A 19,692-nucleotide genomic window follows, 5' to 3' on the forward strand; every position below is an offset into this window, starting at 1 on the left:
TTCGCAGAGCAACCGAGAGTGAACAATGGCGACGTCGCTGTTTCACCACACCCCAACCCTGCGTAGCCACGACCCTCGGCACTTGCCGGTGCGTCAGGTGGAATACTTGCGTCAGGTCGCAGGTGAAGCAGCGCAGGCCCTCGTCAGCCGTCATCTGCATGACCCTGCCGGCCGCTTGGTGACACAGCGCGATCCGCGCCTTTTCGACGGTGCGTCGCCGCCCAATCTGCAAACGATCTATACGCTGGATGCTCGTCCGTTGTGTGTCGACAGCGTGGACGCCGGCTGGCGACTGATGTTGCCGGGGCTCGGCGGTGAAGAACGGCAACGCTGGGACCAGCGCGGCAACCACTGGCAGTATGAGCACGACTTATTGCTCCGCGTGATCGCCGTCACTGAAAACGCGCAGGCCGGGACCGAGTGCTACAGCTACGCGGACCACAACGCGAATGCCGGGTTTAACCTGCGCGGCGCATTGACCACGCAAACAGATCCGTCCGGCAACGTAGTGTTCAGCAGCTATAGCCTGCTCGGCCAGGGAATGAGTGAAACGCGCACCCTCGTCGACGCAACCGGCACCTTCACCACCCAGAGGCATTACGATCCGCTGGGCAATATATTGCAGCTCACCGACGCCGGCGGCCACCGGCAACAGTCGCAATACGACGTCGCCGGGCAGTTGCAGCAACTGTCGCTACAGCTGGCGGGCTCCGACACGGCGCAACCGGTGGTCAGCGAAACACGCTACAACGCTGACGGCCAGCTGATCGAGCAACTGGCCGGCAACGGCGTTCGCCGCAGCCAGCATTACGATCCGGCCGACGCTCGTCTGCTCCGCTTGCTGGCGTACAAGGACCCGGCCGCTCCACTGCAGGACCTGCATTATGTCTACGACCCGGCAGGCAACATCCTGAGCATCGAGGACCACACTCTGGCCACGGTGTACTTTGCCAACCAGCGCGTCGATGGCAATCGACACTTTGTCTACGACTCGTTGTATCGCCTGATCGACAGCCGCGGCTTCGAGGGCGAAACACCCCCACAATCGCCGGGGCTGCCGCAGCCGATTCAGCCCATCGATCCCGGGCAACGCTTCAACTACCGCGAACATTACCGGTATGACGAGGGCAACAACCTTGTCGAGTTACAGCATGTGCGTGAAGGCCACAACTTCACTCAGCAGATGATCATCGATCCACACAGCAACCGAGGGGTACGCTGGAAAACCGGTGATCCCGAACCGGTCTTCGCTGAACACTTCGACCTGCACGGTAATCAACTGCGTCTGCAACCCGGCACCCAGCCACTGCTGTGGGACAACCGCGATCAACTGGCCCGTGCGACATTGCTGCAGCACAGCAATGGTCTGCCCGACGATGAGGAAATCTATCGCTACAGCCAGGGTGAGCGCGTCTACAAGTGCTCACTGAGCCATACCCCGTCAGTCACGCACCGCCGCGAGGTACGTTATCTGCCGGGGCTGGAAATCCACGCCCGCAGCGACGGCCAGCACCTGCACGTCATCATCCTGCCCGGCGTCCGCTGCCTGCACTGGCTCAGTGGTCGGCCACCTGGACTGGAAGACGATCAACTGCGTTACAGCCTCGACGATCACCTCGGTTCCTGCGCACTGGAACTGGACCACCGCGCCGCCGTCATCAGCCTGGAGCATTACTACCCGTTCGGTGGCACAGCGTGGTGGGCTGCCCGCTCAGCGCTTGAAGCCAGCTACAAAACCATCCGCTACTCGGGTCAGGAGATGGACGCCAGCGGTCTCTATTATTACGGCGCCCGCTATTACGCACCGTGGCTGCAACGCTGGATCAGTGCCGACCCGGCCGGGGATGTCGATGGACTGAATCTGTATGCCTTTGTCGGTAACAATCCGGCAGGTTTCATCGACACCGATGGCCAGGCCCTGAGCGATTTTCTTCAGCCCGAAACCCGCGAGGAACGTGACCTGAGAAAGGCACGAGGCGCCGAGCAGAATCGACGACGCCGAGCGCGGGTGGAATTGTCATCTCAGGTCGAACGGCATTTGAACATTCTGGCCCTGTCATTGCGCCGTGGTCTGGATGCTCAACAGCAGATTCTCAATCACCGCACGACATCTGACTTCGCCGGCTCGACCCTGCGCCGCAGTGCGACGCATATCGCTGGACAGGTGGTCGCCTATGGTGGCGGAATCGCAGTGGGCATCGGTGCCCAGGCGCTGGGCGTTGCAGCCCCGGGCGTAGGCAACGTGGCAGGGGTTGTGATCGGATTCGCGGCGAAAAAAACCATCAGCCTGCTGTGGGACTATGCAGCCGAACGCACAGGCGCCAGCGCCTCGATCAAATTCAAGGCCAGCCGGGTATCGGCCGAAAAAATCATCAAGAAGACCGAGTACAAGACTATGTCGCCCTTGAGCTACATGGAGCAGAAGTACGCAAAAATGCTTCCTGACACGCAAAAAGGCGCGTTCAAGGGCTTGAAGGAAAGCACCAGCACCGCCATCAGTCTGGGGGCCAAACAAATCACCCCGAGCATGGCAGCCGAGGTCAGTGCTACCGCCAGCGCCCTGCTGGGCGCTGTGGAAATCGGCCATGAAATCGCCGGTGCTGTCGGCGGTCTGACAGCGGAAAAAATTGCCCAGGGCGAGCGCAACCTGACGGATCTGATCAATACCCTGCAAGGCAATCTGTCCGAAGTTGCCAATTATTTCGAAATGGCCGGTGTCGATGCCATTCACACCTTCGGCCTGTTCAAGGATAGCCCCGGCGACAGCGTCGAAAGTCTGACACAGACAACCCAGGCAGTGATCACCGAACTGGCCTACGCCAGAACCATGCTGCTCTCACATTCACACAAATTCAGCCATGTCTGATCAGGTAACGCGTCAGGCGAACAGGACGGGCAGGCGCATGCTATCGTGCCCGCCCGTCCCTTTATCCATTAGCCCAGCATGCTGCCGACTTCCCGTACCCTGCGTCTGTCGCTGTACACCCTGCTGATCATCGCCGGTGCGGCCATCGCCGCCACCCTTGCCATCCGCCACGCCGAACGTCAGGCGCTGGAGGAAGACGCCACCCGCGCCAACCAGCAATTGGCGCTGTATGCCAACTCCCTGCACACCCTGATCGACCGCTATCGCGCTCTGCCCGCCGTGCTGGCGCTGGACCCGCAATTGCGCGGGGCGCTGGCCGGGCCGGTCGATGCCGAACAGCAGAACGCGCTGAATCTGAAACTGGAAAAGATCAACGGCGCGGCGCAGTCCTCGACCCTCGAACTGCTCGATCGTACCGGCCTCGCGGTGGCGGCGAGCAACTGGCGTCTGCCCAGCAGTTATGTCGGCCACAACTACGGTTTTCGCCCGTACTTCAGTCAGACCCGCACCCAGGGCACCGGACGTTTTTATGCGGTGGGCGTGACCAGTGGCATCCCCGGTTATTTTCTGTCCAGTGCCGTGCTGGGCGACAACGATGAGTTCCTCGGGGCGATGGTGGTCAAGCTGGAGTTCCCGGAGCTGGAGCGCGAATGGAGCCAGGGCAGCGACACGCTATTGGTCAGCGATGCGCGCGGGATCATTTTCATCGCCAATCAGCCCGGCTGGCGCTATCGCTCGTTGCGGCCGCTGGACAGCCGCGATATGGCCGAGATCAAGCGCACACGTCAGTACGACAAGCAATCGCTGAGCCCGCTGACGCACTTGTCACTGCGCCACTTCGACGACAACAGCGACCTGCGCCGGGTCGAAGGCCCGCAGGGCACGGCGGATTATCTGTGGGAGTCGCTGCCACTCACTGCCGAAGGCTGGACCTTGCATCTGTTACGGCGCCCGCAAATAGCCTTCGAAGATTTGCGCAACGCCGGGCTGGCCGCTGCCGGGGTGTGGCTGGCACTGGTGTTTCTGCTGCTGTTCCTCAACCAGCGCTGGCGCCTGGCGAAAGTCCGCCAGCGCAACCGCGCAGAACTCGAACAACTGGTCGAAGAACGCACCCGCGACCTGCGCACCGCTCAGGACGGTCTGGTGCAATCGGCCAAGCTCGCGGCGCTGGGGCAGATGTCCGCAGCACTGGCCCACGAAATCAATCAGCCGCTGACCGCGCAACGCATGCAGCTCGCGACGCTGCGCCTGCTGCTCGACCATGGCCGCGTCGATGACGCGTACAAGGCGCTCAAACCGGTGGACGACATGCTCACGCGCATGGCGTCGCTCACCGGCCACTTGAAAACTTTCGCGCGCAAGAGCCCCAGCGGCCTGCGCGAACGGCTGGATCTGGCGACCGTGGTCGACCAGTCGCTGCAACTGCTCGACGCTCGTCTGCGCGACGAACAGGTCAGCCTGGTGCTGCACCTGACGCGTCCGGCGTGGGTGCGTGGCGATGCGATCCGCCTCGAACAGGTGCTGATCAATCTGTTGCGCAACGCCCTCGACGCGATGCAGGGCAAACCGTGCAAACGCCTGGAAATTCGCCTGGAAGTTGACGAACAACTGTGGCGCCTGAGCGTAATCGACAATGGCGGCGGGATTGCACAAGAGCACCTGAATCAGGTGTTCGACCCGTTCTTCACCACTAAACCCGTGGGTGACGGCCTCGGTCTGGGGCTGGCGGTATCCTTCGCTATCGTGCATGAATCCGGCGGCCGTTTGAGCGCCGAAAATGGCGAGTCCGGTGCGGTGTTCACCCTGACCCTGCCGATCGATCTGGAGGCGCACATCTGATGCTCAATTCGGTGATGGTGGTCGATGACGAAAGCAGTATTCGCAGCGCTGTCGAACAGTGGCTGAGCCTGTCGGGATTCGAGGTGCAGTTGTTCAGCCGCGCCGAAGATTGCCTGGCGGTACTGCCCGCGCACTTCCCCGGGGTGATTCTCAGCGATGTGCGCATGCCCGGGCTCAGTGGCCTGCAGTTGTTGGCCGAAGTGCAGCGCCGTGACGCCGACCTGCCGGTGATTCTGCTGACCGGCCACGGCGATGTGCCGATGGCGGTCGAAGCCATGCGCGACGGTGCCTACGACTTTCTGGAAAAACCGTTCAGCCCGGAAACCCTGCTCGGCAGCCTGCGCCGGGCGCTCGACAAGCGTCGGCTGGTATTGGAAAACCGCGCCCTGCACGAACAGGCCGACCACCGCGCCAGGCTCGATGCCACGCTGCTCGGCGTGTCCCGTGGCATGCAGACCTTGCGCCGGCAGGTGCTGGATCTGGCGGCGCTGCCGGTCAACGTGCTGATCCGTGGCGAAACCGGCAGCGGCAAGGAACTGATCGCCCGCTGCCTGCACGACTTCGGCCCGCGCGCGGACAAACCGTTTGTGGCGCTCAACTGTGCGGCGATCCCCGAGCAACTGTTCGAGGCTGAATTGTTCGGCCACGAGAGCGGCGCCTTCACCGGCGCCTCCGGCAAGCGCATCGGCAAGCTGGAGTACGCCGACGGCGGCACACTGTTTCTCGATGAAATCGAAAGCATGCCGCTGGCCCAGCAGGTGAAACTGCTGCGAGTGTTGCAGGAACAGAAGCTGGAGCGCCTGGGCTCGAACCAGAGCATTCGCGTCGACCTGCGGATCGTCGCCGCGACCAAACCCGACTTGCTCGATGAAGCCCGGGCCGGACGCTTTCGTGAGGACCTGGCCTATCGCCTGAACGTCGCCGAGCTGCGCCTGCCGCCACTGCGTGATCGCCGCGAAGACATTCCGCTGCTGTTCGAGTCGTTTGCCTTCAGCGCCGCTCAGCGCCTGGGCCGCACCTTCCCGCCGTTGAGCGGAGCGCAATTGAGCCACCTGCTCAGTCACGACTGGCCGGGCAATGTGCGTGAACTGGCGAACGTCGCCGAGCGTCAGGTGTTGGGGCTGGATGAGCCGGTGCAGGGCATCGACCCGGGCCAGTCCCTCGCCGCGCAGCAGGAAGCCTTCGAAGCCCAATGCCTGCGCGCCGCGCTGACCCGGCACAAGGGTGACGTGAAAGCGGTGCTGGAGGAGTTGCAGCTGCCGCGCCGCACGTTCAATGAGAAGCTGCAGCGGCATGGGTTGAGTCGGGAGATGTTTGTCAGCTCCTAAGATCAAAAGATCGCAGCCTTCGGCAGCTCCTACCGTTTCACCGTCGTCCACAGATTTCCTGTAGGCGCTGCCGCAGGCTGCGATCTTTTAAGCGATTTTCCGCTCAATCAAATCAAACAATAAGCGGATTTCCGCTCATTCAATCTTGCCACCCCCTCTAAACCGGCCCTCTCCCCGTTGGCACAGCTCCTGCTATAGCCCCAGCAGGCTGCGTTTTAACGCGCTCCACAAAAACAATTAAACGAAGGATCCTTCAATGGATAACTCCAACGCCCTGCCCCTTGGGTCGGCTGCCGCGCCCGCCAAAGCAAGAACCACCGCCAGCCGGATCAAATCGATTTTCAGCGGTTCTGTCGGCAACATGGTCGAGTGGTACGACTGGTACGTCTACGCCGCCTTCTCGCTGTACTTCGCCAAGACCTTCTTCCCTGCCGGTTCCACCACCGCCCAGCTGATGAACACCGCCGCGATCTTCGCCGTAGGTTTCCTGATGCGCCCGATCGGTGGCTGGCTGATGGGTCTGTACGCGGACAAGGTCGGTCGCAAGAAAGCCTTGATGGCCTCGGTTTATTTGATGTGTTTCGGCTCGCTGCTGATCGCTCTGAGCCCGAACTACGAAACCATCGGCATCGGCGCGCCGATCCTGCTGGTGTTCGCGCGACTGCTGCAAGGCCTGTCAGTCGGCGGCGAGTACGGCACCTCGGCCACCTACCTCTCGGAGATGGCGACCAAGGAACGTCGCGGCTTCTTCTCCAGCTTCCAGTACGTGACCCTGATCTCCGGCCAGCTCATCGCGCTGGGCGTACTGATCGTGCTGCAGAACATGCTGACCACTGAGCAGCTGTACGCGTGGGGCTGGCGCATTCCGTTCGCCATCGGCGCACTGTGCGCCATCGTCGCGCTGTACCTGCGTCGCGGCATGGAAGAAACCGAGTCGTTCACCAAGAAAGAGAAGTCCAAGGAAAGCGCGATGCGCACCTTGATGCGCCACCCGAAAGAACTGCTGACCGTGGTCGGCCTGACCATGGGCGGTACGCTGGCGTTCTACACCTACACCACCTACATGCAGAAATACCTGGTGAACACCGTCGGCATGAGCATCTCCGACTCGACCACCATTTCTGCCGCCACGCTGTTCCTGTTCATGTGCCTGCAACCGATCATCGGTGGCCTGTCCGATAAAATCGGTCGTCGCCCGATCCTGATCGCCTTCGGCGTGCTCGGGACGATCTTCACCGTGCCGATCCTGATGACACTGCACACCATCCAGAGCTGGTGGGGCGCGTTCTTCCTGATCATGGCGGCACTGATCATCGTCAGCGGCTACACCTCGATCAACGCCGTAGTGAAGGCCGAGCTGTTCCCGACCGAAATCCGCGCGCTGGGCGTCGGCCTGCCATACGCACTGACCGTGTCGATCTTCGGCGGTACCGCCGAATACATCGCGCTGTGGTTCAAGAGCATCGGCATGGAAACCGGTTACTACTGGTACGTGACCGCGTGCATCGCGGTGTCGCTGCTGGTGTACATCACCATGAAAGACACGCAGAAACACTCACGGATCGTGACTGACTGATCGTGTTCATGCAGCCACTGCAACGGTGGCTGTGATGGCCCCTTCGCGAGCAAGCTCGCTCCCACATTGGAACTGTGATCAACACAAATCCCCTGTGGGAGCGAGCTTGCTCGCGAATACGGGCAACGCGGTATCAGGTCAAACGGCAATCTGCGGCTTGCCATAGCGTTTCTGCACATACGACGCACCGACAATCATCACCAGCAGAATCCCCGCCAGCACTGCCGACGAGCCGATGGTGCCGAAGTCCAGACCACCCTTCTCATGAGTTTTGGTCATCAAGTCGCCCAGGGTCGCACCGAACGGCCGGGTCAGCACGAACGCTACCCAGAACAGCAGCACAGTCGAAATCTTCGTGAAGTATTTGAGCGCCACGACCACGGCAATGGTCGAGCCGATCAGCAGTGCGCCACCGGCAAAGCCCAGGCCCGAATCATCGGCCAGGTAGTCGCCCAGCGCGGTGCCCAGGGTGTTGGAAAACAGAATCGCCATCCAGTAGAACATCTCGCCCCGCAAGGTCTGCACCTTGTTGACGTTCAGCGAATCGCCGCTCAGGCGCCAGGCCGCGAAGATCGCCAGCAGAATCGCAATCAGGATCATCGACCCGGTGGCGTAACCCAGTTCGAGGGTGCGGTCCATGAAGTCGGACATGGTGGTGCCGGCGGTGCTGGTGGACAGAATCACGATCCAGTACAGCAGCGGCTTGTAGGTCCTGGCCATCAATTGGGTGATCAGCGTCAGCACGAATACGCTGATCAGGATCAGCGAGCTGAGGGCGTACCCGACGTTGAGGGTCATCGACAGCAAATCCCCCGCGGTTTCCCCCAGGGTCGTCGCGCAGATTTTCATGACCCAGAACGCCAGGGTGATTTGAGGCAGTTTATTCATCGCAAGCAAAGCTCCAGTGTGAGACGGCCGTTTCTTGGTTTTCTGGCCGTGGGCAGACTGGCGTTGCGCCGGTGAAAAACCGGTCGGCAACAGATGAAAAATCTGTCATGTCGCCAAAACAGCGATTAATCCCCTATTAATGCTGCCCTTGCATCCTGCCAATACCTGATCGATTACCTGCGCGGCGTTCGCTCCCGACAGTGGAAGCCCATCAGTGCGCCGCCCTTAACATCAAGTTAATCGATTGTTTTTAGCATTATTTTGCACTTTTTAATCAATTTAGTTGGCGTAGCATTAAACCCAAGCAAGACACATCGCCAACCCATCTGGAGTCACCCACATGAAAACCAAACTGATCCTCGCCCTGACCCTGTCTGTACTGGCTGCCAACACCTTCGCTGCCGATGGCTCGGACAAAACCAAATCGGCCGACTTCATTTCCGGCGCCAGCGCCGCCATCGAAACCAGCCACTCGGGCACTTACGCCGCTGACGGTTTCGATAAAACCAACATCGGCAAAACCGTTGCTGCCGATGGCTTCGACAAAACCGGTACCGCCAACGCCATCGCGGCTGATGGCTTCGACAAAACCGGTACTGCTGCAGCCATCAGCTGAATCTCAGCGGTTCTTCCACAGCCCGGCTTCGGCCGGGCTTAGTCATTTCTGGGGCATCACAAACATTCCCTGTAGGAGTGAGCCTGCTCGCGATAGGGTCATACCAGTCAATGCATTGGGTGACTGTTACACCGCTATCGCGAGCAGGCTCACTCCTACAGGGGATCAGCGTTTGACTGGAAATACGCGGTGCGCTCTTACACTATGGCGTCTTTCAAAACGCCCTCTTCAGGAACCCCAGCCATGTCCGATGACATCCATTTCTACGAACCCGCCAACGGCCACGGCCTGCCCCACGATCCGTTCAACGCCATCGTCGGCCCGCGCCCCATCGGCTGGATCTCTTCGCAGGATGCTCACGGCCGGCTTAATCTTGCGCCTTACAGCTTCTTCAATGCGTTCAACTACATTCCGCCGATCATTGGTTTTTCCAGCGTCGGGCGCAAAGACAGCCTGAACAACATCGAGCAGACCGGCGAATTCGTCTGGAACCTCGCCACCCGGCCGCTGGCCGAGCAGATGAACCAGAGCTGCGCAATGGTCGCGCCTGAGGTCAACGAGTTTGAATTGGCCGGACTGACGCCCGTGGCGTCGAAGGTGATTGCGGTGCCACGGGTGGCCGAAAGCCCGGTGTCCTTCGAGTGCAAGGTCACGCAGATCATTCAGTTGCAGCGCGCCGATGGCGAAACCGTGCCGAGCTGGCTGATTCTCGGCGAAGTGGTCGCCGTGCATATCGCCAAGTGGCTGTTGAAGGACGGCATCTACGACACCGCCGCGGCAGAACCGATTCTGCGCGGCGGCGGGCCGGCGGATTATTTCCAGTTGGGGCCAGAGGCCTTGTTCAAGATGTGGCGCCCGGGCGCCGGCAAATAAGCGCAGTTACCAGATCAGCTCGGCGTCATCAGTGACGCCCTGCAGACGGTCCAGCTCTTGGGTAGCCGCGTCATCGGCAGCGATGGCGCCGGGGAAAACCTGATCACCCAGCAGTTTGTGAAAGCGCGGCGCACCGCCATCGACCAGGGCCTTGACCGCGATTGCCGCGTGATAACCCTTGTTGCCGCCCAACTCGACGGGGACGATTGCGGAGACTGCTTCGAAGTGTTCGAACTCTTTACGTGCCATGGCACACATCCTGGCTCAGACGAATAAGCCGGACATTAAACCCTCAACCGGCGAGTTTGTGTATCGGTGCCGGGCATTGACCGAGGGCCTGTGCCGCCGACACCTCTTTGAAGGTGTGAAAATCCAGGCTGTTGACCACCAGGTCCTGGACCAATTCGGCAAAGATCTGCATCGACGGGCTGCTGAAATACGCGGTCATCGCCTGCTGATGGCTCCAGAAACCGGAGACCAGCCACAAGTCCGGATCACACTGCGAATGCTGCAGGGCAAAGTTCAGGCAACCGGGGGCGCTGCGCGACGGTTCGATCAAGGCACTGAGGCGTACACCCAGTTCGGCGGAGCGTCCGGCGCGCGCTCGAACGAAGGCCATATGACTGACGGGAATCTGCTTGGACATGTTCAACCCTCCCAGGGAGTCGCGTGGCAGCCGGGGGACGGGCTGCGACAGGATCAAAGGTTAAGGGCCGGGCGCAAGGTGCCGTTAGTCGATTCCTGTCGCTGCGTTGCACAATCCTGCGAGAGTTGTCTGAACGCCTGTAACAACCTGCAAACTTGCGTAACACGGCTGTCATATGCGTTTTGTGTAGGAGCTGCCGAAGGCTGCGATCTTTTGATTTTGCCTTGAAGATCAACAGATCGCAGCCTTCGGCCGCTCCTGCAAGGTTGAGTGGCGGCAGGTGCGAAATCATCCCGATGCAGAATCAGGCAAGCATTTGACAGAATGTGTCTACCGCTTGCGCTTGCACAAACTTAAGCTCTGCTCCATTCCAGATCCCTTGCCGAGGATGCCGTGCATGACGTCATTCGATCGTTTCCAAGCCCCGCCCGATGCCGACATGGAAAAACAGCGCGCAGAACTGGCGGCGATCATTCGCCGTAACACCACGGACGACGGCAGTTATCAGACCGCCGTCGGCTCGCTGTTCATGTCGCGCCACACTAAATCCCACGACTTCGCCCCGGTGCTGGCGCAACCGGCGCTGTGCATCATGGCGCAGGGACGCAAAGAGGTGCGGCTGGCGGATGAGTACTTCAACTATGACCCGTTGAATTACCTGGTGGTCTCAGTCTCGATGCCGCTCAGCGGACGCGTTGTGAATGTCTCGCCGCAGGATCCGATCCTCGCTGTGCGCCTGGACATCGACCCGGCCGAAATCACCGCATTGATCGCCGACGCCGGCCCCATGGGCGTGCCGACCCGGCCGACCGGGCGAGGCCTGTATGTCGAGCAGATCGACAGCGCGATGCTCGATGCGGTACTGCGCCTGGCGCGGCTGCTCGACACGCCGAAAGACATCGCCATGCTCGCGCCGCTGATCCGCCGGGAAATTCTCTATCGCCTGCTGCGCAGTCCGCAGGGCCATCGTTTGTATGAGATTGCGATTGCCAACAGCCAGAGCCACCGCATCAGCCAGGCGATCAAATGGCTCAACGGCAACTTCGAACAGCCGTTGCGCATCGATGATCTGGCCAAGGAAGTGAACCTCAGCGTCTCGACCCTGCATCACCGCTTCAAGGCGATGACCGCGATGAGTCCTCTGCAATATCAGAAGCAATTGCGCCTGCAGGAAGCGCGACGCCTGATGCTGGCCGAAGGGCTGGAAGCGTCGGCGGCGGGGTATCGGGTGGGGTATGAAAGTCCATCGCAGTTCAGCCGCGAGTACAGCCGCTTGTTTGGGGCGCCGCCGTTAAGGGATCTGGCGCGGTTGCGGCAGTCGGTCTGATCCGAAATCTGCGGTGAGGCTTATGGCCCTATCGCGAGCAGGCTCACTCCTACAGTTGGAATGCGTTCCCCTGTAGGAGTGAGCCTGCTCGCGATAGCGTCGCAAGGCCAACATCAAATCCGGATCAAACCCCTAACACCCGACACGCCTCCACCGGCAACGTCACCGACACCGGATGCCCGATCCCCAAACCAATCCCCTGACACGGCGTACTCAACGCGGTGAACGTCACCCCGGAACACTCCACCGTGGTCTCGATGGTCGCGCCGATATCGCGCACGAACGTCACCTTGCCGAGCAAGCGATTGCCCGCCGTCGCCTGCGGCGCGGACAGTTGCAAGTCTTCCGGACGAATCAGCATTTTTACCTTCTGCCCCACCACAATGCTGCTGCAGATCGGCACTTGCAGCGCATCGCCGCCCGGCAGACTGACCTTGCCGTCGCCCAGCACCGTGGCCGGGAAAATGTTGCCCGAGCCGATGAAGTCGGCGACGAACTCGTTGGCCGGGTGCCGGTAGATTTCGATCGGTGTGCCCACCTGCTGCACCTTGTGTTCGCCCAACACCACGACGATGTCGGCCATGGTCATGGCTTCGCGCTGGTCGTGGGTGACCATGATCGTGGTGATGTTCAGGCGCTGTTGCAGTTGGCGAATCTCCACCTGCATCGACTCGCGCAGCTTGGCGTCGAGCGCCGACAGCGGTTCGTCGAGCAAAAGAATTTTCGGCCGCGAGGCAATGGCCCGGGCAATCGCCACCCGCTGCCGCTGCCCACCGGAAAGCTTCGCCACCGGCCGATTGATCATCGCTTGCAGCTGGATCAACTCCAGCAATTCCACCACCCGCGCCTGCTGCTCGGTTTTGCTCACGCCGCGCAGTTTCAGCGGATAGGCGATGTTCTCGCCGACGGTCATGTGCGGGAACAGCGCCAGCGACTGGAACACCATGCCAAAGTTGCGCAGGTGCGCCGGGGTGTGGCCGATGTCCTCGCCGTCCAGGCGAATCTCGCCGCCGGTGAGGGTTTCCAGCCCGGCGATCATCCGCAGCAAAGTGGTTTTGCCGCAGCCCGACGGGCCGAGAAAACACACCAGTTTGCCTTCCGGCAAATGCAGGTTGACGTCTTGTACCGCGCACGCCGAGCCGTAGAATTTCTCGACGTTTTCCAGAATCAGACCAGTCATGTTGCACCTCAAATCAAAAGGAAACGCCGCCCTCGCCCACCAGCTTCTCCAGCGCCCAGATCAGGACGAAGTCGATCAGCACGATCAGCACGGCAAACGAGAACACGGTAGGGTCGAGCGATGACACGGTGCGGCTGTACATCCAGATCGGCACGGTCATGACGTCGATGGTGTAGAGGAAATAGGTCACGGTGAATTCGTTGAACGAGACGATGAACGCCAGCAGCATCCCCGCCAGAATCCCCGACTTCATCAACGGCACCACCACGTCGACAATCGCCCGCAGCGGCGAGGCACCGAGCATTCGCGCCGCTTCTTCGACTTCGCTGCCGATGGAGAGCATCGCCGCGGTGCAGTTTTTCACCACGAACGGCAGCGCCAGAATCACGTGGGCAATCACCAGCCGCGAGGTGGTCAGGTGAAACGGCAAGCTGTCGAACACCAGCAGCAATGCCAGGCCCAGCACCACCATCGGAAACACCAGCGGCAGCGACATCAGTTGCAACGCCACCGCTTTGCCACGGAACTCGCAGCGGGTCAGAGCATAGGCGGCGGGCACCGCGATCAGCGTGGCGAAGACCATGGTCAGACACGACACCAGCAAGCTGGTGGCCATGGCCTGGCCGAGGCTCAACACATCACTGGCGTCCGGCGAAACGAAAGTGTGCCAGGCCGCCTTGTACCATTGCAGGCTGTAGCTGCTCGGCGGGAAGTCGAGGTTCGACGCACCGCTGAACGACATCACGATCATGGTCAGGATCGGCAACACCGCCAGCAGCAGAATGACCCCGGAGAGGATCCCGGCAAACTTGCCGGTGTCGCCGGGCAGCAGCGCCATGCGCTTCTTGGTCAGGGTACTCATTGCGAAGCCTCCAGCAGGCGCCGACGACGGCCAGTGATGTATTCGGACAGGGTCATGATCGCCAGCGTGGTGACGATCAGCACCACCCCGGCCGCCGACGCGGCGGGCCAGTTCATCAGCGGCGCGATCTGGTCATGCACCATCACCGCGAGCATCGGCACACGGCGGCCACCGAGCAGCAACGGCACGACGAAACTGCTGGCGTTGTAGGCGAACACCAGCGTCGCCCCGGTGATGATCCCCGGCAGACTCATCGGCAACACCACCTGACGGAACACCTGAAAACGACTGGCGCCCAGCGTTGCTGCCGCCTCTTCGTAGGTGCGCGCGACGCCGCGCATGGCGCTGGCAATCGGCAACACGGCTAGCGGAAACGCGGTCTGCACCAGGCCCATCAGCACACCGTTCTGGTTGTACAGCAACATGATCGGGCGCTTGATCAGGCCCAGGCCCATCAGCGTCTGGTTGAGCATCCCGCCCGGACCGAGGATCACCAGCCAGCCGTAGCTTTGCAGCAGCAGGTTGACCAGCAGCGGCAACAGCACCGCCGCAAGGAAAATCCGCCGCACGAACGGCGAGGTCAGCCGCGACATGGTGTACGCCACCGGGATCGCCAGCAGCACGGCGATCACTGCGCTGATCAACGCCAGACGCAGGGTCAGCAGCAGGGATTTCAGGTAATAGGGTTCGAGCAATTGCGCGTAGCTGGCGAGGCTGAACCCGCTCCACTCCGCGCCTTTGGTGCCGACGCTCATGCGCAGCACCAACAGACTGGCGGCGATCAGCACACCGAGAAACAGCATCGACGGCGTGAGGAAAAACCACGCCCGGGCGGTCGGCGAAATACCGCGCGCCGGGCGCACGTCACTGGCGCCGACCGGTTGGGTCAGGGATTGATGTTCCATAGCAATGATCTCGTCAATGGAAAGCCAAACAACACATCCCTGTAGGAGCTGCCGAAGGCTGCGATCTTTTGATCTTGCTGTTGATCCTCATCTGCTCAGAGAAGATCAAAGGCAAAAGATCGCAGCCTTCGGCAGCTCCTACAGGGGGAGTTCGGGTCAGGAAGAAAAGATTTCCGTATAACGACGAATCCATTGGTCATGCACGGTCGCCAGGAAGGCGTTGTCGTGCATGATCGCCTTCTCGGCAATCTGCTCCGGCGTGAGGATGTACGGGCTCTTGCGCGCCTCGGCGGAGATGATCGCCTTGGCGTTGACCGGGCCGTTGAAGATGTCTTCGGCCATCTTGCCCTGCACCAGCGGGTCGAGGGAGTGGTCGATGAAGGCGTAGGCCAGATCGGTGTCGCCCGGACGGTTCTTCGGCATCACCGAGAGCATCAGGTCGGTGTAGAAACCTTCCTTCATGCCGAACGTGGCACCGAGGCCGTAGTTCGGATCGCGGATCTGCTTGGGGAAAAATGCCGGGGCGTACAAGCCGCCCATGTCCAGCGAACCGGTGCGGAACAGCTCGGCGATCTGGTTCGGGTTTTCGCCGAGGGTGACCACGCGATCCTTCAGCTCGGCGAGTTTCTTGAAGCCCGGCTCGATGTTGTGTTCATCACCGCCGGCGAGTTTGGCGGCGATGATGATCAGGTCCATGGCCTCGGTCCAGTTCGGCGGCGGCAGGAAAATGTTCGGTGCCAGATCGGCGTCCCACAGCGCGGCGTAACTGTCCGGTGCTTGTTTGAGCGTGCGGGTGCTGTAGACCAGACTGTTGCACCACAGCAGGTAACCAATGCCGTGACCGTTGGCGCCCGTGCGGTATTTTTCCGGTACGTCGATCAGGTTGGGAATGCGGTTGAGGTCGGGTTTCTCCAGCAGTCCGGCGGCGGCCAGACCTTCGGCGCCAACCCCGGCCAGAGTGATGATGTCGTACTGCGGACGGTCACCGCCGGCCTTGAGTTTGGCGACCATTTCCGAGGTGCTGCCGGTGCGGTCAGCGATGACTTTGGCGCCGGTCTTGGCCTCGAACGTGGCGGCGATGTTGCGCAATGCAGCGAGGCCGGTGTCATCCGACCAGGTCAGCAAGCGCAGGGTCTTGCCGGCAAAGCGCGTGTCGCTGGCACTGGCCCGGATGAAGGGCATGCTCAGGGCCGCCGCCGCTACCGAGGCGACGCCGACGGTTTTAATGAATTGACGCCTGTTCAGATCATGCTCGCCCATGACGGACTCCCTTTGTTCTTTTAAGTATGAGGTTGGTCGCAACCGTTGCATCCGCGCGGCCGGATCCGCTGAAGGCCTTGTTTTCAAAGGCCTGCAGCGCTGCCGACGGGTTCATCCTGAGGTCGTGCAATACACCTGACTATCGATAAAAACTCATCGAAGCCATGACACCGGCGCATGCCTCGTTGCGAGGCATGCGTTCACCGTTTTCGGGCGTTCAAAGCGCCCGGATCACGTGTTTGATTTCCTGAAACGCGGCCAGGCCCCACGGCCCCAATTCGCGGCCGATGCTGCTCTGCTTGTAGCCGCCCCACGCCGTCTGCGGGAAGATCACTTGCGGCGCGTTGAGCCACACAAGCCCCGCCTGTAGGGCGTTGGCGACCCGGTCGGCAGCCTCGGCGTTACGCGTCACCACACTGGCGACCAGCCCGAACTGGCTGTCGTTGGCCAGGGCAATCGCCTCGGCCTCGCTGCTGAAACGGCGCACGCACAACACCGGGCCGAAAATCTCTTCGCACCACAGCGCACTGTCGAGGGGCACGTCGGTGAACACGGTGGGCTGCAAAAAATAGCCGCGCGGCAGATCCGCCGGACGATTGCCACCACACACCAGCTTCGCTCCGGCACTCAAACCCCGGTCGATGTGGCCGAGCACCCGCTGGTATTGCGCCTGGTTGACCAGTGCGCCCATCTCCACGTCCGGGTCGAACGGGTCAGCCACGCGAATCGCTTGCGCGCGTTTTTGCAGACGCTCAAGAAATTCATCGGCCAGCTCATCGGCGACCAACACCCGACTGGTGGCCGAGCACATCTGCCCGGCGTTGAAAAAACCGCCGCCGCAGGCCAGCTCCACCGCCAGTTCCAGATCGGCATCGTCGAGCACCAGCAGCGAAGATTTGCCGCCCAGTTCCAGGCTCACGCCTTTCACGGTTTCCGCGGCGCGTTGCATCACCTGCACGCCGACGGCGTTGCTGCCGGTGAAGGAAATCTTGGCGATGCGCGGGTCAGCCGAGAGTGGCGCACCGACCGCCAGACCGGTGCCGCAGACCAGGTTGAACACACCTTTGGGCAGGCCGGACTCGGCGATGATCGCCGCCAGTTCCAGCTCCGGCAGTGGCGTGACTTCCGACGGTTTGAGCACCACACAGCAGCCGGCGGCCAGCGCCGGGGCGAGTTTCCACGCGGTGGTGACCATCGGGAAATTCCACGGCACGATCAGCCCGACCACACCGCACGGTTCGCGGCGCAGACGTGCGCTGAAATCGTCGCTGGGCAGCGCTACGTTGCTGTCGAGTTGTGCGTCGAGGCCGTCGGCCAATTCGGCGTAATACTCGAACGTGGCGATCACGTCATCGACGTCGATGGCCGCTTCGAATTGCGGTTTGCCGTTGTTGCTCGACTGCAGCTTCATCAGGTGATCGCGACCATTGCGCACGCCGTTGGCGATGTTGCGCAGAATCGCGCCGCGCGCGGCGCCAGTGGTTTTCGACCAGTCCTTGAACGCTTCAGTGGCAGCACTCACAGCCAGGTTGACCGCGTGTTCATCACCGCCATTGACCGTGATCAGCAGCGCTTCGGTGGCCGGGTTGATCACCCGCAGGTGTTCGCGGCCGGCCGACCATTGGCCGTTGATGTACAGGCCATCGAGTGTGGTTGGAAAACTCATCATTGGGCCACCGCCCGCATCCATTGGGTCTGGTCGATTTCGATCAGGGTCGGGCCCTGACGATCGGTGGCGGCACGTAGCGCGCTGCGCAGTTGCTCAACCGAGCTGATCGCTTCGGCGGCGCAACCCAGAGCCTTGGCAACGCCGATGAAGTCCGGGGTGTAGATGTCGACGCCGACCGGCTCGATGGCGCGGTTGACCATGTACTTCTTGATCTCTTCGTAACCCTGGTTATTCCACAGCAGGATGATCACCGGGGTACGCGCTTCGACGGCGCTGGCCAGCTCCGGCAGGGTGAACTGCAAGCCGCCGTCGCCGATCAGGCACACCACCGGCGGACGAGCGCCATGCTCGAGGCTGCCGCCGAGCCATGCGCCGATCGCCGCCGGCAAGGCGTAACCGAGGGTGCCGTAACCGGTGGACGAGTTGAACCAGCGGCGCGGACGCTCCGGGTTGAAAGTGAGGTTGCCGGTGTACACCGGTTGCGTGGAGTCGCCGACGAACACCGCCTCCGGCAACTCGTGCAGGACGGTTTCGAGGAAACGCGTCTGGGCCAGAGTCGGTGCGTCCCAGGATGCGGCCAGATCTTCACGCAAACGCGCAGCGCGCACCTGGCCCCAATCGTTGCGGCGCGCGGTCAGCGGTTTGTGCGACAAAGCACTGAGCAGTGCTTGTGCAGCGTTGCGCGAGTCGGCGACCAATGCCAGGTGCGGCGGATAATTGCGCACGGTCTGATCGGCGTCGATGTCGATGCGCAGCAGCTTGCCGGGGATCTCGAAACCGCCGGCGAAGGTCACGTCGTAATCGGTTTCAGCCAGTTCGGTGCCGATCGCCAGCACCACGTCGGCATCGGCCACCAGTGCGCGGGTCGCGACCAGGCTTTGCGTCGAGCCAATCAGCAGCGGATGACTGGACGGCAGCATACCTTTGGCGTTGATGGTCAGCGCCACCGGGGCGTCGAGCAGTTCGGCCAGTTCGGTGAGTTCGGCGGCGGCATCGATGGCCCCGCCACCGGCGAGGATCAGCGGACGTTGGGCGCCGGCCAACAGTTCAGTCATGCGGCTCACAGCCGTCGGCGCCGCCCCGGCGCGGTCGATGTTGACCGGGATGCTGGCGAGCAGGTCATCGGCTTCCTCGACCAGCACGTCCAGCGGAATTTCGATGTGCACCGGACGCGGACGCCCGGCCTGGAACAGCGCGAAGGCCCGGGCCAACACGCCCGGCAATTGCGCCGCCGACATCAGGGTGTGAGAGAACGCAGCGACGCCGCCGACCAGCGCGCTCTGGTTCGGCAGCTCGTGGAGCTTGCCGCGACCACCGCCCAACTGGCTGCGCGTCTGCACGCTGGAGATCACCAGCATCGGAATCGAATCGGCGTAGGCCTGGCCCATCGCGGTGGTGATGTTGGTCATGCCAGGGCCTGTGATGATGAAGCACACACCCGGTTTGCCGCTGGTGCGCGCATAGCCGTCGGCCATGAACCCAGCGCCCTGTTCATGCCGTGGGGTGACATGGTTGATGCTCGAACGGGCCAGTCCGCGATACAGCTCCACGGTATGCACCCCGGGAATGCCGAACACCTGCTCGACCCCATAATCCTCGAGTAACTTGACCAGTACTTCGCCACACGTCGCCATGTCGATTGCCCTTGTTGTTCATTTGAGACACAAGGCCTTTGTGTAGGAGTGAGCCTGCTCGCGATGGCGTCTTCGCATTCAACATTACGGTGACTGACACACCGCTATCGCGAGCAGGCTCACTCCTACAAAGGGCCCTTCAATGGGCTCATTGAACGGGCGGCAGGTAGCGGCAACAATCGATTAAAAGTCATACTAGCCATGTCCTCACGTCATACCTTGG

Annotated in this window: 16 protein-coding genes; 7 read left to right on the forward strand and 9 right to left on the reverse strand. The window is 61.6% G+C overall.

From position 1 onward, the window contains the following. Positions 1-25 precede the first annotated feature (25 nt). The 4 genes from KKQ10_RS27790 (at position 26) to KKQ10_RS27805 (ending at position 7,609) form a co-directional block, all read left to right on the forward strand. Positions 26-2,866 (forward strand): RHS repeat-associated core domain-containing protein, encoded by a 2,841-nt coding sequence (locus tag KKQ10_RS27790; protein ID WP_215502935.1) that lies wholly within the window; start codon positions 26-28, stop codon positions 2,864-2,866. A 78-nt stretch (positions 2,867-2,944) separates the two neighbouring features. Continuing rightward, positions 2,945-4,705, forward strand: coding sequence for a sensor histidine kinase (locus KKQ10_RS27795; RefSeq protein ID WP_215502936.1), 1,761 nt, complete (start codon positions 2,945-2,947; stop codon positions 4,703-4,705). Beyond that, positions 4,705-6,033, forward strand: coding sequence for a two-component system response regulator MifR (gene mifR, locus KKQ10_RS27800; RefSeq protein WP_215502937.1), 1,329 nt, complete (start codon positions 4,705-4,707; stop codon positions 6,031-6,033). Before KKQ10_RS27795 ends, mifR begins: the two co-directional genes overlap by 1 nt. Positions 6,034-6,289: 256 nt before the next feature. Further along, entirely contained in the window at positions 6,290-7,609 is a 1,320-nt protein-coding gene (locus KKQ10_RS27805) for an MFS transporter (RefSeq protein WP_127648335.1), read from the forward strand. A gap of 138 nt (positions 7,610-7,747) precedes the next feature. Here the strand turns inward: KKQ10_RS27805 and KKQ10_RS27810 are convergent, their stop codons facing one another. Beyond that, positions 7,748-8,497, reverse strand: coding sequence for a COG4705 family protein (locus KKQ10_RS27810; protein WP_127648334.1), 750 nt, complete (start codon positions 8,495-8,497; stop codon positions 7,748-7,750). Positions 8,498-8,837: 340 nt separating this feature from the next. On the opposite strand from KKQ10_RS27810, the gene KKQ10_RS27815 reads away from it, so the two are divergent. Beyond that, positions 8,838-9,113: a hypothetical protein gene (locus tag KKQ10_RS27815; protein WP_086791830.1), complete on the forward strand. Its 276-nt coding sequence runs from the start codon at positions 8,838-8,840 to the stop codon at positions 9,111-9,113. 243 nt (positions 9,114-9,356) lie between these two features. After that, the gene (locus tag KKQ10_RS27820) at positions 9,357-9,986 is read left to right on the forward strand and encodes a flavin reductase family protein (protein ID WP_095136994.1); all 630 of its coding nucleotides are present in this window, start codon (positions 9,357-9,359) and stop codon (positions 9,984-9,986) included. Between the two features lie 6 nt (positions 9,987-9,992). Here KKQ10_RS27820 and KKQ10_RS27825 read toward each other — a convergent pair whose 3' ends face one another. Together KKQ10_RS27825 and KKQ10_RS27830 are read right to left on the reverse strand one after the other, a co-directional pair. After that, a complete protein-coding gene (locus KKQ10_RS27825) occupies positions 9,993-10,235 on the reverse strand; it encodes a hypothetical protein (RefSeq protein ID WP_127648332.1) in 243 nt (80 codons plus the stop codon). 43 nt (positions 10,236-10,278) lie between these two features. Further along, on the reverse strand, positions 10,279-10,632 hold the full coding sequence (locus tag KKQ10_RS27830; RefSeq protein ID WP_127648331.1) for an antibiotic biosynthesis monooxygenase family protein: 354 nt from the start codon (positions 10,630-10,632) through the stop codon (positions 10,279-10,281). 397 nt (positions 10,633-11,029) lie between these two features. Between KKQ10_RS27830 and KKQ10_RS27835 the strand changes: the two genes are divergently transcribed. Next, on the forward strand, positions 11,030-11,959 hold the full coding sequence (locus KKQ10_RS27835) for an AraC family transcriptional regulator (RefSeq protein WP_215502938.1): 930 nt from the start codon (positions 11,030-11,032) through the stop codon (positions 11,957-11,959). 124 nt (positions 11,960-12,083) lie between these two features. Here the strand turns inward: KKQ10_RS27835 and KKQ10_RS27840 are convergent, their stop codons facing one another. The 6 genes from KKQ10_RS27840 to KKQ10_RS27865 all read right to left on the reverse strand — a co-directional run bounded on the left by KKQ10_RS27840 (position 12,084) and on the right by KKQ10_RS27865 (position 19,469). Further along, positions 12,084-13,139 (reverse strand): ABC transporter ATP-binding protein, encoded by a 1,056-nt coding sequence (locus KKQ10_RS27840; RefSeq protein ID WP_127648329.1) that lies wholly within the window; start codon positions 13,137-13,139, stop codon positions 12,084-12,086. 13 nt (positions 13,140-13,152) lie between these two features. Next, the gene (locus KKQ10_RS27845; protein ID WP_127648328.1) at positions 13,153-14,001 is read right to left on the reverse strand and encodes an ABC transporter permease; all 849 of its coding nucleotides are present in this window, start codon (positions 13,999-14,001) and stop codon (positions 13,153-13,155) included. Beyond that, positions 13,998-14,906, reverse strand: coding sequence for an ABC transporter permease (locus KKQ10_RS27850; RefSeq protein WP_127648327.1), 909 nt, complete (start codon positions 14,904-14,906; stop codon positions 13,998-14,000). Before KKQ10_RS27850 ends, KKQ10_RS27845 begins: the two co-directional genes overlap by 4 nt. 156 nt (positions 14,907-15,062) lie before the next feature. Continuing rightward, positions 15,063-16,166, reverse strand: coding sequence for an ABC transporter substrate-binding protein (locus KKQ10_RS27855; RefSeq protein WP_027612490.1), 1,104 nt, complete (start codon positions 16,164-16,166; stop codon positions 15,063-15,065). 217 nt (positions 16,167-16,383) lie between these two features. Further along, positions 16,384-17,832: an aldehyde dehydrogenase family protein gene (locus KKQ10_RS27860; RefSeq protein ID WP_215502939.1), complete on the reverse strand. Its 1,449-nt coding sequence runs from the start codon at positions 17,830-17,832 to the stop codon at positions 16,384-16,386. Beyond that, the gene (locus KKQ10_RS27865; RefSeq protein ID WP_215502940.1) at positions 17,832-19,469 is read right to left on the reverse strand and encodes a 5-guanidino-2-oxopentanoate decarboxylase; all 1,638 of its coding nucleotides are present in this window, start codon (positions 19,467-19,469) and stop codon (positions 17,832-17,834) included. Before KKQ10_RS27865 ends, KKQ10_RS27860 begins: the two co-directional genes overlap by 1 nt. Positions 19,470-19,692: the final 223 nt, after the last annotated feature.

This window comes from Pseudomonas sp. MG-9 (genome assembly GCF_018729515.1).
Classification (GTDB): domain Bacteria; phylum Pseudomonadota; class Gammaproteobacteria; order Pseudomonadales; family Pseudomonadaceae; genus Aquipseudomonas; species Aquipseudomonas serboccidentalis.

What these genes read in the sequence shown, in the direction of transcription:
- KKQ10_RS27855 (WP_027612490.1), bottom strand. Translation starts at nt 16,166, where the DNA reads ATGGGCGAGCATGATCTGAACAGGCGTCAATTCATTAAAACCGTCGGC.
- KKQ10_RS27840 (WP_127648329.1), bottom strand. Translation starts at nt 13,139, where the DNA reads ATGACTGGTCTGATTCTGGAAAACGTCGAGAAATTCTACGGCTCGGCG.
- KKQ10_RS27825 (WP_127648332.1), bottom strand. Translation starts at nt 10,235, where the DNA reads ATGGCACGTAAAGAGTTCGAACACTTCGAAGCAGTCTCCGCAATCGTC.
- KKQ10_RS27865 (WP_215502940.1), bottom strand. Translation starts at nt 19,469, where the DNA reads ATGGCGACGTGTGGCGAAGTACTGGTCAAGTTACTCGAGGATTATGGG.
- KKQ10_RS27810 (WP_127648334.1), bottom strand. Translation starts at nt 8,497, where the DNA reads ATGAATAAACTGCCTCAAATCACCCTGGCGTTCTGGGTCATGAAAATC.
- mifR (WP_215502937.1), top strand. Translation starts at nt 4,705, where the DNA reads ATGCTCAATTCGGTGATGGTGGTCGATGACGAAAGCAGTATTCGCAGC.
- KKQ10_RS27845 (WP_127648328.1), bottom strand. Translation starts at nt 14,001, where the DNA reads ATGAGTACCCTGACCAAGAAGCGCATGGCGCTGCTGCCCGGCGACACC.
- KKQ10_RS27830 (WP_127648331.1), bottom strand. Translation starts at nt 10,632, where the DNA reads ATGTCCAAGCAGATTCCCGTCAGTCATATGGCCTTCGTTCGAGCGCGC.
- KKQ10_RS27805 (WP_127648335.1), top strand. Translation starts at nt 6,290, where the DNA reads ATGGATAACTCCAACGCCCTGCCCCTTGGGTCGGCTGCCGCGCCCGCC.
- KKQ10_RS27790 (WP_215502935.1), top strand. Translation starts at nt 26, where the DNA reads ATGGCGACGTCGCTGTTTCACCACACCCCAACCCTGCGTAGCCACGAC.
- KKQ10_RS27820 (WP_095136994.1), top strand. Translation starts at nt 9,357, where the DNA reads ATGTCCGATGACATCCATTTCTACGAACCCGCCAACGGCCACGGCCTG.
- KKQ10_RS27835 (WP_215502938.1), top strand. Translation starts at nt 11,030, where the DNA reads ATGACGTCATTCGATCGTTTCCAAGCCCCGCCCGATGCCGACATGGAA.
- KKQ10_RS27815 (WP_086791830.1), top strand. Translation starts at nt 8,838, where the DNA reads ATGAAAACCAAACTGATCCTCGCCCTGACCCTGTCTGTACTGGCTGCC.
- KKQ10_RS27795 (WP_215502936.1), top strand. Translation starts at nt 2,945, where the DNA reads ATGCTGCCGACTTCCCGTACCCTGCGTCTGTCGCTGTACACCCTGCTG.
- KKQ10_RS27850 (WP_127648327.1), bottom strand. Translation starts at nt 14,906, where the DNA reads ATGGAACATCAATCCCTGACCCAACCGGTCGGCGCCAGTGACGTGCGC.
- KKQ10_RS27860 (WP_215502939.1), bottom strand. Translation starts at nt 17,832, where the DNA reads ATGAGTTTTCCAACCACACTCGATGGCCTGTACATCAACGGCCAATGG.